This window comes from Enterococcus sp. LJL99 (assembly GCF_054871725.1).
This window is the reverse complement of sequence record NZ_JBTXLT010000004.1, coordinates 230049-242743: the sequence shown is the minus strand read 5'-3', so window position 1 is coordinate 242743 and position 12695 is coordinate 230049. Positions and strand designations below refer to the sequence as shown.

Annotated in this window: 23 protein-coding genes; all 23 read right to left on the bottom strand. The window is 37.5% G+C overall.

What is annotated here, in order from left to right; all coding sequences use genetic code 11:
• Positions 1 to 24: 24 nt before the first annotated feature.
• Positions 25 to 1323 (bottom strand): preprotein translocase subunit SecY, encoded by a 1299-nt coding sequence (gene secY, locus ACYSNW_RS08365; protein ID WP_461744025.1) that lies wholly within the window; start codon positions 1321 to 1323, stop codon positions 25 to 27.
• The gene (gene rplO, locus ACYSNW_RS08360) at positions 1323 to 1766 is read right to left on the bottom strand and encodes a 50S ribosomal protein L15 (protein WP_461744024.1); all 444 of its coding nucleotides are present in this window, start codon (positions 1764 to 1766) and stop codon (positions 1323 to 1325) included. Before rplO ends, secY begins: the two co-directional genes overlap by 1 nt.
• A gap of 36 nt (positions 1767 to 1802) precedes the next feature.
• Positions 1803 to 1982, bottom strand: coding sequence for a 50S ribosomal protein L30 (rpmD, locus tag ACYSNW_RS08355; RefSeq protein WP_461744023.1), 180 nt, complete (start codon positions 1980 to 1982; stop codon positions 1803 to 1805).
• 14 nt (positions 1983 to 1996) lie between these two features.
• Positions 1997 to 2497, bottom strand: a complete 501-nt coding sequence (rpsE, locus tag ACYSNW_RS08350; protein WP_461744022.1) for a 30S ribosomal protein S5 — start codon at positions 2495 to 2497, stop codon at positions 1997 to 1999.
• A 20-nt stretch (positions 2498 to 2517) separates the two neighbouring features.
• Positions 2518 to 2874 (bottom strand): 50S ribosomal protein L18, encoded by a 357-nt coding sequence (rplR, locus tag ACYSNW_RS08345; protein WP_461744021.1) that lies wholly within the window; start codon positions 2872 to 2874, stop codon positions 2518 to 2520.
• Positions 2875 to 3037: 163 nt separating this feature from the next.
• Complete coding sequence (gene rplF, locus ACYSNW_RS08340; RefSeq protein ID WP_461744020.1) at positions 3038 to 3574, bottom strand: 50S ribosomal protein L6; 537 nt, start codon at positions 3572 to 3574, stop codon at positions 3038 to 3040.
• Between the two features lie 30 nt (positions 3575 to 3604).
• On the bottom strand, positions 3605 to 4003 hold the full coding sequence (rpsH, locus tag ACYSNW_RS08335) for a 30S ribosomal protein S8 (RefSeq protein WP_461744019.1): 399 nt from the start codon (positions 4001 to 4003) through the stop codon (positions 3605 to 3607).
• Between the two features lie 36 nt (positions 4004 to 4039).
• Positions 4040 to 4225 (bottom strand): type Z 30S ribosomal protein S14, encoded by a 186-nt coding sequence (locus ACYSNW_RS08330; RefSeq protein WP_002356214.1) that lies wholly within the window; start codon positions 4223 to 4225, stop codon positions 4040 to 4042.
• A gap of 18 nt (positions 4226 to 4243) precedes the next feature.
• Positions 4244 to 4783 (bottom strand): 50S ribosomal protein L5, encoded by a 540-nt coding sequence (gene rplE / locus ACYSNW_RS08325; protein ID WP_461744018.1) that lies wholly within the window; start codon positions 4781 to 4783, stop codon positions 4244 to 4246.
• A gap of 27 nt (positions 4784 to 4810) precedes the next feature.
• Complete coding sequence (gene rplX / locus ACYSNW_RS08320) at positions 4811 to 5122, bottom strand: 50S ribosomal protein L24 (RefSeq protein ID WP_461744017.1); 312 nt, start codon at positions 5120 to 5122, stop codon at positions 4811 to 4813.
• Positions 5123 to 5156: 34 nt separating this feature from the next.
• A complete protein-coding gene (gene rplN, locus ACYSNW_RS08315; RefSeq protein ID WP_010766218.1) occupies positions 5157 to 5525 on the bottom strand; it encodes a 50S ribosomal protein L14 in 369 nt (122 codons plus the stop codon).
• 58 nt (positions 5526 to 5583) lie between these two features.
• Positions 5584 to 5850 (bottom strand): 30S ribosomal protein S17, encoded by a 267-nt coding sequence (gene rpsQ / locus ACYSNW_RS08310; protein ID WP_010761681.1) that lies wholly within the window; start codon positions 5848 to 5850, stop codon positions 5584 to 5586.
• A gap of 23 nt (positions 5851 to 5873) precedes the next feature.
• The gene (gene rpmC / locus ACYSNW_RS08305; RefSeq protein ID WP_069697071.1) at positions 5874 to 6062 is read right to left on the bottom strand and encodes a 50S ribosomal protein L29; all 189 of its coding nucleotides are present in this window, start codon (positions 6060 to 6062) and stop codon (positions 5874 to 5876) included.
• On the bottom strand, positions 6052 to 6486 hold the full coding sequence (rplP, locus tag ACYSNW_RS08300; RefSeq protein WP_461744016.1) for a 50S ribosomal protein L16: 435 nt from the start codon (positions 6484 to 6486) through the stop codon (positions 6052 to 6054). The genes rpmC and rplP overlap by 11 nt, the downstream gene beginning before the upstream one ends.
• 2 nt (positions 6487 to 6488) lie before the next feature.
• Complete coding sequence (rpsC, locus tag ACYSNW_RS08295; RefSeq protein ID WP_461744015.1) at positions 6489 to 7145, bottom strand: 30S ribosomal protein S3; 657 nt, start codon at positions 7143 to 7145, stop codon at positions 6489 to 6491.
• 124 nt (positions 7146 to 7269) lie between these two features.
• On the bottom strand, positions 7270 to 7617 hold the full coding sequence (gene rplV, locus ACYSNW_RS08290) for a 50S ribosomal protein L22 (RefSeq protein WP_461744014.1): 348 nt from the start codon (positions 7615 to 7617) through the stop codon (positions 7270 to 7272).
• A 20-nt stretch (positions 7618 to 7637) separates the two neighbouring features.
• Complete coding sequence (rpsS, locus tag ACYSNW_RS08285) at positions 7638 to 7916, bottom strand: 30S ribosomal protein S19 (RefSeq protein WP_271493795.1); 279 nt, start codon at positions 7914 to 7916, stop codon at positions 7638 to 7640.
• 42 nt (positions 7917 to 7958) lie between these two features.
• Entirely contained in the window at positions 7959 to 8789 is an 831-nt protein-coding gene (rplB, locus tag ACYSNW_RS08280; protein WP_461744013.1) for a 50S ribosomal protein L2, read from the bottom strand.
• A 39-nt stretch (positions 8790 to 8828) separates the two neighbouring features.
• Positions 8829 to 9119 carry a 50S ribosomal protein L23 gene (locus tag ACYSNW_RS08275; protein ID WP_461744012.1) on the bottom strand — a complete coding sequence of 97 codons (291 nt, stop codon included), beginning with the start codon at positions 9117 to 9119 and terminating at the stop codon, positions 8829 to 8831.
• Complete coding sequence (rplD, locus tag ACYSNW_RS08270; RefSeq protein ID WP_461744011.1) at positions 9119 to 9742, bottom strand: 50S ribosomal protein L4; 624 nt, start codon at positions 9740 to 9742, stop codon at positions 9119 to 9121. The genes ACYSNW_RS08275 and rplD overlap by 1 nt, the downstream gene beginning before the upstream one ends.
• 25 nt (positions 9743 to 9767) lie before the next feature.
• Entirely contained in the window at positions 9768 to 10397 is a 630-nt protein-coding gene (gene rplC / locus ACYSNW_RS08265) for a 50S ribosomal protein L3 (RefSeq protein WP_461744010.1), read from the bottom strand.
• A gap of 24 nt (positions 10398 to 10421) precedes the next feature.
• On the bottom strand, positions 10422 to 10730 hold the full coding sequence (rpsJ, locus tag ACYSNW_RS08260; protein ID WP_002389727.1) for a 30S ribosomal protein S10: 309 nt from the start codon (positions 10728 to 10730) through the stop codon (positions 10422 to 10424).
• A 671-nt stretch (positions 10731 to 11401) separates the two neighbouring features.
• Positions 11402 to 12481 carry a GHKL domain-containing protein gene (locus ACYSNW_RS08255; RefSeq protein ID WP_461744009.1) on the bottom strand — a complete coding sequence of 360 codons (1080 nt, stop codon included), beginning with the start codon at positions 12479 to 12481 and terminating at the stop codon, positions 11402 to 11404.
• Positions 12482 to 12695: the final 214 nt, after the last annotated feature.

Genomic DNA, 12695 nt, shown 5'->3' with positions numbered 1-12695 from the left:
TTGTAAAACTAGTATTACTTGTTTTTATTTATTGATAAAACCAACGTATTGGCGTTTCAACATCAGACCTTCTAACTGTTTCGCTGTTTCTAAAGCAACACCGATAACAATTAATAAGCTCGTCCCACCTAAGCCAATTGATTGTGGCAGATTCCAAAGCATTTGAGCAATGATTGGTAGTAAGGCAACTAGTCCTAAGAAAATTGCACCAACAACACTTAATCTCATCAGCATTCCAGAAACATACTCTTCTGTCCCTTTACCTGGTCGTACACTTGGAATGTAACTTCCTTGTTTTTGTAAGTTTTCCGCTAATTTCTCAGGGTTTACTTGTACAAAAGCATAGAAGAACGTAAATGCAACGATCAGCACAGTATAGATAATCGCACCTGGAACGGTATTATAGCTAAAAATTGTTTTCATTATATCATACCAATTTTCACCAGCAAATTTGTTAGAAAATGCTTGTAAAATGGCATTAGGCGTTGCAATCAGTGAGCTTGCAAAGATTACTGGAATAACACCTGCAGCGTTCACTTTTAAAGGCAAATAACTGCTAGTTGGTGCACCAGAAACGCGTTTTGTATATTGGATTGGAATTTTACGTTCAGCTTGTTGGAAGAACGTTACAACAGTCACAATAATCAAAATAGCAATAATCAATAATCCAATAAAAATAGCAGATTGCCAAATTCTTGAAGAATCAATATTGATAAAGTAATCTTCATAGATTTCTTTGATGCCTTGCGGTAATCGAGAAATAATCCCCGCAAAGATAATCATAGAAACACCATTTCCAATTCCTTTTTCAGTGATCTGTTCACCTAACCAAGTAACAAACATCGTCCCACCAGTTAAAACAATCGCAATCATAATAAAGGTTGGAAAGCTAGGATTTTTTACAATCCCAGTTTTACTAAGACCTTGGAATCCAGCAGTAATCCCCATAGATTGAGCAATCCCCAAGACAATCGTTAGATATCTTGTTGCTTGATTCAGTTTCTTACGTCCAACTTCTCCTTGTTTTGACCACTCAACAAATTTAGGTACAATATCCATTTGCAACAACTGGATAATGATTGAAGCAGTAATATAAGGCGAAACCCCCATCGAAAAGATAGAGAAGTTTTGCATCGCACTACCACTAACCATATTCAGCATGTTTAAAAATGGTAAGTTACTTAAATCTTGCAGTCCCTTTGCATTTACGCCAGGTACAGTAATATGCGCACCTAAACGAAATACAAATAAAATGAATACAGTAAACAAAATTTTTGATCTAATGTCTTTGACTTTAAAAGCATCTTTTAATAGTTTGAACATTAGATCACCTCGATTGATCCACCAGCTGCAACAATAGCTTCTTCTGCTGCTTTAGAGAATTTAGCTGCTTTCACTGTTAATTTTTTAGTTGTTAATTCACCATTAGCAAGAACTTTAATCCCAGCTTTTTCGTTTTTAACGATTCCAGCTTCAATCAATGCTGTTGGTGTTACTTCAGTTCCATCTTCGAAACGATTTAAGACATCTAAATTGATGACTGCGTAATCTTTACGATTGATGTTTGTGAAGCCACGTTTTGGTAAACGACGGAATAATGGAGTTTGACCCCCTTCAAATCCTAAGCGTACACCACCACCTGAACGAGCTTTTTGTCCTTTTTGACCACGTCCAGATGTTTTCCCATTTCCAGATGAAGTACCACGTCCAACACGGTTACGTACTTGGCGTGAACCTTCAGCAGGTTTTAATTCATGAAGTTTCATTGGTTTGGCACCTCCTTAACAATTTACTTGAGTAAATTAAACTTCTTCTACGTCCACTAAATGTGAAACAGTATTAACCATACCTTTAATTGCATCATTTGCAGGTTTCGTTACAGTACTGTTAACTTTTTTCAATCCCAACGCTTTTACTGTATCACGTTGATTTTGAGGACGTCCGATAACACTGCGTTTTAAAGTAATTTTTAATTCAGCCATTATTGTTGTCCTCCTTAACCGATTAATTCTTCTACAGATTTACCGCGAAGTGCTGCCACTTCTTCGGCACGTTTTAATTGTTTTAATCCATCAACTGTTGCACGAACAACGTTGATTGGTGTGTTTGAGCCTAATGATTTAGATGTAATATCAGCTACACCAGCTAATTCCAATACGGCACGAACAGGTCCACCAGCGGCTACCCCAGAACCTTCTACTGCAGGTTTCATTAGGATGCGTCCGCCACCGAAAACTCCGATCACTTCGTGAGGAATCGTTGTACCAACCATAGGGACTTCAACTAAGTTTTTCTTAGCATCTTCAATTGCTTTACGAATTGCTTCAGGTACTTCTTGTGCTTTACCAGTACCAAAACCAACGTGTCCATTTTTATCTCCTACGACAACTAAAGCAGCAAAACGTAAACGACGTCCACCTTTTACAACTTTTGTTACACGGTTGATAGCAACAACGCGGTCTTCTAATTCCAAATGTTTTGGATCAATATAAACCATGAATGGTATTCCTCCTTCTTTTAAAATTCTAGTCCATTTTCACGAGCTGCTTCAGCTAAAGCGGCTACGCGGCCATGGTAAAGGTATCCACCACGGTCAAAGACTACTACTTTGATGCCTTTTTCAGCGGCACGTTCAGCAATTAATTTACCAACTGCTACAGCTGTTTCTGTTTTTGTTCCACCTGAAATTTCTTTATCTAAGGCAGAGGCACTTGCTAGCGTTACACCCGCTACGTCATCAATGATTTGCGCGTAGATGTTTTTGTTAGAACGGAATACGTTCAAGCGTGGGCACTCAGCAGTACCAGAGATTTTGTTACGTACACGACGATGTCTCTTTTGACGTGTTTTATTCTTGTCTGGTTTTGTTATCACAATTGTCACCTCTTTAATTTATTAAACTACTATGTTAGAAACAATAACTCTAGAATAGAAAACAGCAGAGAACATACAAGTCAAATTTCTTTTAACAAAGAGTTCCTTTATCAAAAGAATTTTTTCTTGTCGTTTTTTGCTTAACTTTTCTATACAGGATTTATTATTTACCAGTTTTACCTTCTTTACGACGTACATATTCACCAACATAGCGAATACCTTTGCCTTTATAAGGTTCTGGAGGACGAACACCACGGATATTTGCAGCTAATTCGCCGACATTTTCTTTATTTGCACCCTTAACAACTACTTGCGTATTTGAAGGTACTTCTACAGTTACACCAGCAGGTGGTGTAATTTCAACTGGATGAGAGTACCCTACGTTAAGGATTAATTTTGTTCCTTGCATTTGAGCACGGTACCCAACCCCGATAAGTTCAAGAGCTTTTTCAAAGCCTGTGCTGACGCCGACAACCATGTTGTTGAAGTTTGCACGAGTTGTTCCGTGAATTGTTTTCATATCTTTGCTATCATTTGGACGAGTGAATGTCACTTCATTACCTTCGATATTCATTTTGATATCAGAAGAAAACGCACGAGTCAATTCACCTTTAGGTCCTTTTACAGTAATGTTGTTTCCTTCTTGCTTGATTTCAACACCAGCAGGAATAACAACAATTTTATTACCAATACGGCTCACTTAGAGACACCTCCTTGTGTATTTTTTATATTACCATACGTAAGCGACAACTTCGCCACCGATATTTTTTGCTCTTGCTTCTTTATCAGTTACTACACCTTCAGAAGTAGAGATAATCGCAATTCCTAAACCGTTTAATACTTTAGGTACTTCGTCAGCTTTTACATAAGCACGTAGACCTGGTTTAGAAATACGTTTTAAGTTAGTGATAACACGCTCATCATTTTTTCCGTATTTAAGGAAAACACGAATCACGCCTTGTTTATCATCTTCGATATATTCTACATCGCGTACGAAACCTTCACGTTTCAAGATTTCAGCGATATCACGTTTGATTTTTGATGCAGGTACTTCCAAACTTTCATGTCTAACCATGTTAGCATTACGAATGCGAGTAAGGAAATCTGCAATAGGATCTGTCATGACCATTGAACTATTTACCTCCTTTATGCGGAATTTACTTGTTTACCAGCTAGCTTTCTTCACGCCGGGAATTTGACCTTTATAGGCAAGTTCGCGGAAGCAAATACGGCAAAGATGAAATTTACGATACACTGAATGTGGACGCCCACAGCGTTCGCAACGAGTATAAGCTTGTGTTGAATGTTTAGCTGGACGTTTGTTTTTAGCAATCATTGATTTTTTAGCCACGTAGTTCGCCTCCTTATTTTATTTTTGGAATGGCATACCTAATTGTGCCAACAATTCACGAGATTCTTCATCTGTGTTTGCTGTTGTTACAATAACGATGTCCATACCGCGTACTTTATCTACTAAATCATAATCAACTTCTGGGAAGATTAATTGTTCTTTAATACCTAAAGTGTAGTTTCCACGACCATCAAAGGCTTTTTTACTTACTCCGTGGAAGTCACGTACACGTGGTAATGAAACAGATACTAATTTATCTAAAAATTCGTACATTCTTTCTCCACGTAAAGTAACTTTCGCACCGATTGGCATTCCTTCACGTAAACGGAAGCCAGCGATTGATTTCTTAGCTTTTGTAATCAATGGTTTTTGACCAGAGATTAATGCTAATTCTTCAACTGCTTTGTCTAAGTTTTTTGCGTTTGATACGGCATCACCAACACCCATGTTGATGACAATTTTATCAACTTTAGGTGTTTGCATTACAGAGCTATAGTTAAATTTTTCCACCAATGCAGGTGTAATTTCTTTGACATATTTTTCTTTCAGGCGGTTCATTCAGTAAGCCCCTCCTTTCTTCGTTTTCTATTTATCTAAAACTTCTCCTGTTTTCTTAGAAACACGGACTTTTTTGCCATCGACTACTTTATAGCCAACACGAGTAGCTTCTCCATTTGAAGGATCAATCACCATTACATTAGAAACATGAATTGGCGCTTCTACTTCTAGAATTCCACCTTGCGGTGCTGCTTGGTTAGGCTTTTGGTGTTTTTTCATGATGTTAACACCTTCAACGATGACTTTATCTTTTTTAGGAAACGCTGTAAGTACAACGCCTTCTTTGTTTTTATCTTTACCTGTGATAACTTTGACTTTATCGCCTTTTTTAACAAACATTGCTGTTTCGCACCTCCTTTGATACGTGTCCTGATTATAATACTTCTGGTGCTAGAGAAACGATCTTCATGAAGTTGTTTTCACGTAATTCACGTGCAACAGGACCGAAGATACGAGTCCCACGCGGGCTTTTATCATCACGAATGATTACTGCAGCATTTTCATCAAATTTGATGTAAGAACCATCAGTACGACGAGCTCCAGATTTAGTACGAACGATAACAGCTTTTACGACTTCACCTTTTTTAACAACTCCACCTGGCGTTGCTTGTTTAACCGTAGCAACAATCACGTCACCAATATTAGCAGTTTTACGACCAGAACCACCAAGGACTTTAATCGTTAAAATTTCACGTGCACCTGAGTTATCTGCAACTTTTAATCGGCTTTCTTGTTGGATCACGATGTGTATCCCCCTTTCAGATTTTATACTTCAATCTATATAGGAAAATCTCGTTTTATTAGATAATAACTGCTTCTTCGACTACCTCTAGTAAACGGAAACGTTTTGTAGCTGATAATGGACGAGTTTCCATGATTCTTACGATGTCTCCAACCTTTGCAGTGTTGTTTTCATCATGCGCTTTGTATTTTTTTGAATATTTCATACGTTTACCATAAATAGGGTGGTTTTTCTTTGTTTCTACAACAACTGTGATAGTTTTATCCATTTTGTCTGAAACAACACGACCTTGGTAAACTTTGCGTTGATTTCTTTCTTCAGTCATACGCGTTTGGCCTCCTTCCACTATTAGTTAGCTTGTTCACGCAATACTGTTTTGATGCGTGCAATCGATTGACGTACTTCTTTAATACGTGCAGTGTTTTCTAATTGACCTGTTGCTAATTGGAATCTAAGATTAAACAATTCTTCTTTAAATTGCTTTTCTTGTTCAAGCATTTCGGCAGTGGTTAATTCTCTGATATCTTTAACCTTCATTCGATTCACCACCCATTTCCTCACGTTTTACGATCTTAGTTTTAACCGGTAATTTGTGGGATGCAAGACGAAGTGCTTCACGAGCAACTTCTTCAGAAACGCCTGCGATTTCGAACATGATTTTTCCACGTTTAACTGGAGAAACCCATCCTTCAGGAGCCCCTTTACCTTTACCCATACGAACGCCGATTGCTTTACTTGTGTATGATTTATGAGGGAAAATTTTAATCCATACTTTCCCGCCACGTTTCATGTAACGAGTCATCGCGATACGGGCAGCTTCGATTTGACGGTTAGTAATCCAATGAGATTCAGTAGCTTGTAAACCCCATTCACCAAATGCTACTTCTTTTCCGCCTTTGGCTTCACCACGCATTTTACCTCTAAACTCACGACGGTGTTTTACACGTTTAGGTACTAACATGATTATTTCCCTCCTTTCTCAGTGTTTTTTTTCGTTGGAAGAATTTCTCCACGGTAGATCCACACTTTAACTCCTAATTTTCCGTAAGTTGTGTCTGCTTCTTCCCATGCGTAATCAATATCAGCACGCAATGTATGAAGTGGAACAGTACCTTCAGAGTAACCTTCTGAACGAGCGATATCAGCACCGTTTAAACGACCTGATACTTGTGTTTTGATCCCTTGAGCGCCAGCACGCATTGTGCGTTGGATCGCTTGTTTTTGAGCACGACGGAATGCTACACGGTTTTCTAATTGACGTGCAATTCCTTCGCCTACTAATTTTGCATCTAAATCTGGTTTTTTGATTTCAACGATATTGATGTGAACTCGTTTGCCAGTAAGTTTATTTAATTCTTTTCTTAGGTTTTCGACTTCAGATCCGCCTTTACCGATAACCATACCTGGTTTAGCTGTGTGGATTGAAATGTTCACACGATTTGCAGCGCGCTCGATCTCAATTGTAGACACAGCGGCATCAGCAAGTTTTGTCGCGATAAATTTACGGATTCTTAAATCTTCGTGTAAGAACTCAGCATACTCTTTTTCAGCATACCATTTTGCATCCCAGTCGCGGATGATGCCTACACGCATTCCAATTGGATGTACTTTTTGACCCACTGATTGTCCCTCCTCTTAATCTTTTAAGATCCGGTAGCTAGTTGATCAAGTACACATGTGTGAACCACTCATGTGACTTAAACCATAGCCCGATTCTTATCTAGTGACATCTGTTCAAGACAGATTATTTTTCTGATACAACTACTGTTAAATGACTTGTACGTTTGTTGATTGGTGATGCTGAACCTTTCGCACGTGGACGGAAGCGTTTCATAGTTGGTCCTTCGTTAACGTAAGCTTCAGATACTACTAAGTTTTCAACGTCTAAGTCAAAGTTATTTTCTGCGTTAGCAACTGCTGACATTAAGACTTTCTCAATGATTCCAGCAGATTTGTTTGGTGTGAATTTCAAGATTGAAATTGCATCTGCAACGCTTTTACCTCTGATAAGATCGATTACTAAACGCGCTTTACGAGGTGAAGTGCGAACTGTTTTAGCAGTTGCCTTAGCTGATGTAATTTGTTCTGACATTTGCTTTTCCTCCCCTCAAATTAACGTCTAGTTTTCTTATCGTCTGCAGCATGGCCACGATAAGTTCTAGTTGGTGCAAATTCACCTAATTTATGTCCTACCATGTCTTCTTGAATATAAACCGGAACGTGTTTACGTCCGTCATATACTGCAATTGTAAATCCAACGAATTGTGGAAAAATTGTTGAACGACGAGACCAAGTTTTGATTACTTTTTTCTTTTCGGCACCTTGTTGAGCTTCCACTTTTTTCATTAAATGATCATCAGCGAAAGGCCCTTTCTTTAAACTACGACCCATGGTGAACCTCCTCTCAAAATGTACGACACACGGTCAAATAGATTATTTAGTACGACGACGAACGATAAGTTTGTCTGATTTTGCTTTTTTATTACGAGTTTTGTAACCAATAGCTGGTTGACCCCACGGAGAAACTGGCGCTTTACGTCCGATAGGTTGTTTACCTTCACCACCACCGTGTGGGTGATCGTTAGGGTTCATTACGCTACCACGAACTGTTGGGCGTTTACGCATCCAACGAGAGCGTCCTGCTTTACCGATGTTGATTAATTCGTGTTGTTCATTACCAACAGAACCGATAGATGCACGGCAAGTTGCTAAGATCATACGAACTTCACCAGAGTTCAAGCGGATTAATACGTATTTGCCTTCTTTACCAAGTACTTGAGCACTTGTTCCAGCTGAACGAATCAATTGTCCACCTTTACCAGGTTTCATTTCGATGTTGTGAATAACAGTACCTACTGGAATATTTTCTAGTGGTAAAGCATTCCCAACTTTGATATCTGCTTCAGGACCAGATACAAGGCGCATACCTACTTCTAATCCTTTTGGTGCTAAGATGTATGCTTTAACTCCATCTTCGTAATGTACTAACGCAATGTTAGCAGAACGATTTGGATCATACTCAATTGTTTTAACAAGCGCTTCAACGTTGTCTTTATTACGTTTGAAGTCAATCACACGGTATTGACGTTTGTGACCGCCACCTTGATGACGAACGGTAATACGACCGTTGTTGTTACGACCGGCATTATTTTTTAATGGCTCTAACAACGTTTTTTCTGGAGTTGATGTCGTGATTTCAGCGAAATCAGACGTTGTCATATTACGACGGCCATTTGTGGTCGGTTTGTACTTTTTAATCGCCACGTCTTTTTCCCTCCCATTTACTTATCAAACATGACCTGCTTATTCAGCAGCGTCGAAAATTTGAATTTCTTTTGAATCTTCAGTTAAAGTCACAACTGCTTTGCGACGTTTTTTTGTATATCCTGCATATTTACCCATGCGTTTGAATTTAGGACGCACGTTGATGATGTTAACGTTTTTGACTTTAACATCAAATGCTGCTTCAACAGCTTGTTTTACTAAAGTTTTGTTCGCGCGAGTATCAACTTCAAATGTATACTTTTTATCATCCATAGCAAGCATAGATTTTTCAGTGATTACTGGGCGTTTGATTACGTCTAGTAAGTTCATTATGCAAGCACCTCCTCAATTTGAGTAAGAGCAGTTTGTGTTGCCAATACTTTCGTATTAGAAACGATATCTAAAACACTTACGTTATCAGCAGTCACTACAGAAACATTTGGTAGATTACGTGCAGATAGTGCAGCGAAATCATTTCCTGCTTCTAAAACAACTAATACTTTTGTATCAATAGATAAGTTTGTAAGAACTTGTTTAAATTCTTTTGTTTTTGGTGCTTCAAAGGCTAAACCTTCAACAGCTACCAAGTTTGCTTCAGCAACTTTTTCTGATAAAACAGATTTCATTGCTAAACGACGAACTTTTTTAGGAAGTTTGTAGCTGTAAGAACGTGGTGTTGGTCCGAAAACTACGCCACCTCCACGCCATTGTGGTGAACGGATTGAACCTTGACGAGCACGACCTGTTCCTTTTTGACGCCATGGTTTGCGACCGCCACCGCGAACTTCGCCACGGTGTTTAACAGCGTGTGTTCCTTGTCTTAATGAAGCACGTTGCATGATGATTGCATCATAGACAACTGTTTCATTTGGTTCGATTCCGAAGATATCTTCGTTTAAAGTAATTTCACCATTTTGTGTTCCGTCTTGTTTGAATAATGCTACATTCGGCATTCCTTAGTTCCTCCTTTCCCTACGCTTATTTAGCTTTCACAGCTGATTTGATTGTAATTAATGATTTTTTCGCTCCAGGAATGTTTCCTTTAATAAGGATTACATTTCTTTCAACGTCCACTTTAACAACTTCAAGATTTTGAATTGTTACGCGATTGCCGCCCATACGACCAGCAAGACGTTTATTTTTAAATACACGGTTAGGTGCTACTGGACCCATTGACCCAGGACGACGGTGGTAACGAGAACCGTGAGACATTGGTCCGCGGCTTTGTCCGTGACGTTTGATAACGCCTTGGAATCCTTTACCTTTCGTAGTTCCTGTAACATCAATAATGTCTCCAGCTTGGAAAACATCTACCTTAATTTCTTGTCCTACTTCATATTCTCCTAGCTCAACATTTTTGAATTCCTTAATGAAGCGCTTAGGAGCCGTGTTTGCTTTTGCAACATGACCTTTCGCAGGTTTGTTTGATAAAACTTCACGTTTGTCTTGGTAACCAACTTGAACAGCTTCGTAACCGTCTGTTTCAACAGTTTTTACTTGTAAAACTACGTTTGGCGTAGCTTCAACTACTGTTACTGGAATTAATTCACCAGACTCAGTAAAGATTTGTGTCATTCCCACTTTTTTCCCTAAGATTCCTTTGGTCATGAGTACACCTCCATCATCTTAATTTTATAGTTTGATTTCAATATTTACACCAGATGGTAAGTCAAGCTTCATTAAAGCATCAACTGTCTTTGGTGTTGGATTCACAATGTCGATTAGACGTTTGTGCGTACGCATTTCGAATTGTTCGCGTGAATCTTTGTATTTATGAGTCGCACGGATAACTGTGTAAAGTGAGCGTTCTGTTGGTAATGGAATTGGTCCTGACACGTCAGCTCCAGTTCTTTTTGCTGTTTCCACAATTTTATCCGCTGATTGATCTAAAATACGGTGTTCATACGCTTTTAAACGGATACGAATTTTTTGTTTTGCCATCTTGTTCCCTCCTTCGCCTATTTTGAAAGTAGACATAGCTCCACGAAAATTTTTCCGTCACGCTCGTTCGTGGCAAAGCGCCCGGGCGTGTCGCAACCTCTCGTTTCATAGCCGGTAAATCAAAACCTTGATGTACCAATGCTTTTCACACTCCTGTAAACAGCACCTTTGTAATTATATTACAGAAACACAGCAATAGCAAGGATTTTTTTCATAAAATATTTTTTTTATTCAATAATAATACACCGCTTTTAAGCATCAAGCATTTTAAAAATTTTCCAAGATATTAAAAGTCATTCTACACCTATATTACGGTCTGTCATCGAGCTAGAACTTCCTTTCTCAAAAAAATATCTATGTAATTACTTAAAATTTTATTCGATGAATGCTATCGGTTTAAATATTTTAAGAACTCACCGTTCAAATGCTACTGCACAATAATTCAAATAACCTCCAATATCGTATTCAACGTCTACAGCATTTGGAGGTCATATGATTTTGATTTGATCGTATCTGGTCATTGCATTAAAAATTTATTTGCTGACTCAACTCAATGATTGTTATACTGATAGTTTGAACAGATAGACTAGAAGCTTCATTATATTATATTTGATCCATAAATCTCAAAAACAGATTCTATTAAATAGGAAGAAAGTTCATTTGAATCGATATTATGTTCTTTCTGGTAATGAAAAAGCAGCTATAAAAAAATTCCCTTCTATATCAAAGCCATAAGAAGCTTTTCGGTATTGCTTAAGTAATTTGGTGAAGATATGAAGTCCTTTGCCTTGATGATTTTTTTTGGTCGTATAATTATTTTTTAGCATCTTCTCAAGTGAAAGATCAGTTCCATAAACATTTTTGACTTCTATAAAGGTGGAATTATTTCTTATATCAATATTTATTTCAATCAAAGGGTCCTCAATGTCTTCAGAAGCTTCTAATGCATTATCTAAAAGAATGGATAAGCAACGGATAAAATCTAACATATTAATAGTAATTTCAAAATCTGTAATTTCCTTCATCGCTACAAATTTTACCGGAACTTTTTTTTCTCGACACTTCTCTAGGAAATTAATTAAAAGCCCTTGAATCGGAGAACTCTTTATTGCTGCTACCTGAGCAAAACCATCAGGTTCAATCAAATCAGTTGAATATTCAATAATCGAAGTGACATACTTTCGTGCTTCTTGGATTTGATTTTGTTCTAGATAAGTTAATAAACTAAATAAAATATTACGATAATCGTGCCTAAACTCATTAGCTAAGTGAACTTTTTCTTCTTCCTCAAATGATTTTTTTGAAAGAATTTGAATGCTTTGCCTTTGTATATAGAAGTGACTAATCAAATAGAGCATATAGCAAAAGACGCCAGTAAATGCTAATATTATCATAGTCAAATACGAAAATTTGATAATTTGTAGTTGAAAAAGACTTATAGTTCGAATAATATCTAGAGAATATAGTAACGCAATACAAAGAATCGATTGGATGATATATTTCTTTTGCAGTTGAAAAACAGATTCAAAAACCCTATACTTCTCTCCTATTTTCTTAGTTACGAGAATTAAACCAAACACTACTAGTTGCTGCAAAATCCAAGCAACATCATCAAATATCATAAACTGTTGTTCTGTGATTACCCCTTTTATCCAGAGAATAAAAAGTGATTCCCATGCAAAAAGTTCAGCCAAAAGCATAATGGTGTTTTGCAACAAAAAATAGAGGGCTGCTAAAATCCAACTCTTCAAAAATCGAATAATAAAAAAGAACTCGATGATCACAAAAAAAATCACGAAATTGATTGCTCGAAAATCTCTAAAGATAAAATAAAATATCAACTGAACGATCAGGTAACCTGTCAAAAAAATAGTTTGTCGAAAATTAAAATATTTCTTATAGCCCAAGAACCAAAGAACTTGAAGATAGTTCAAAGATACTAACGATATTGCCATTGATACTTCC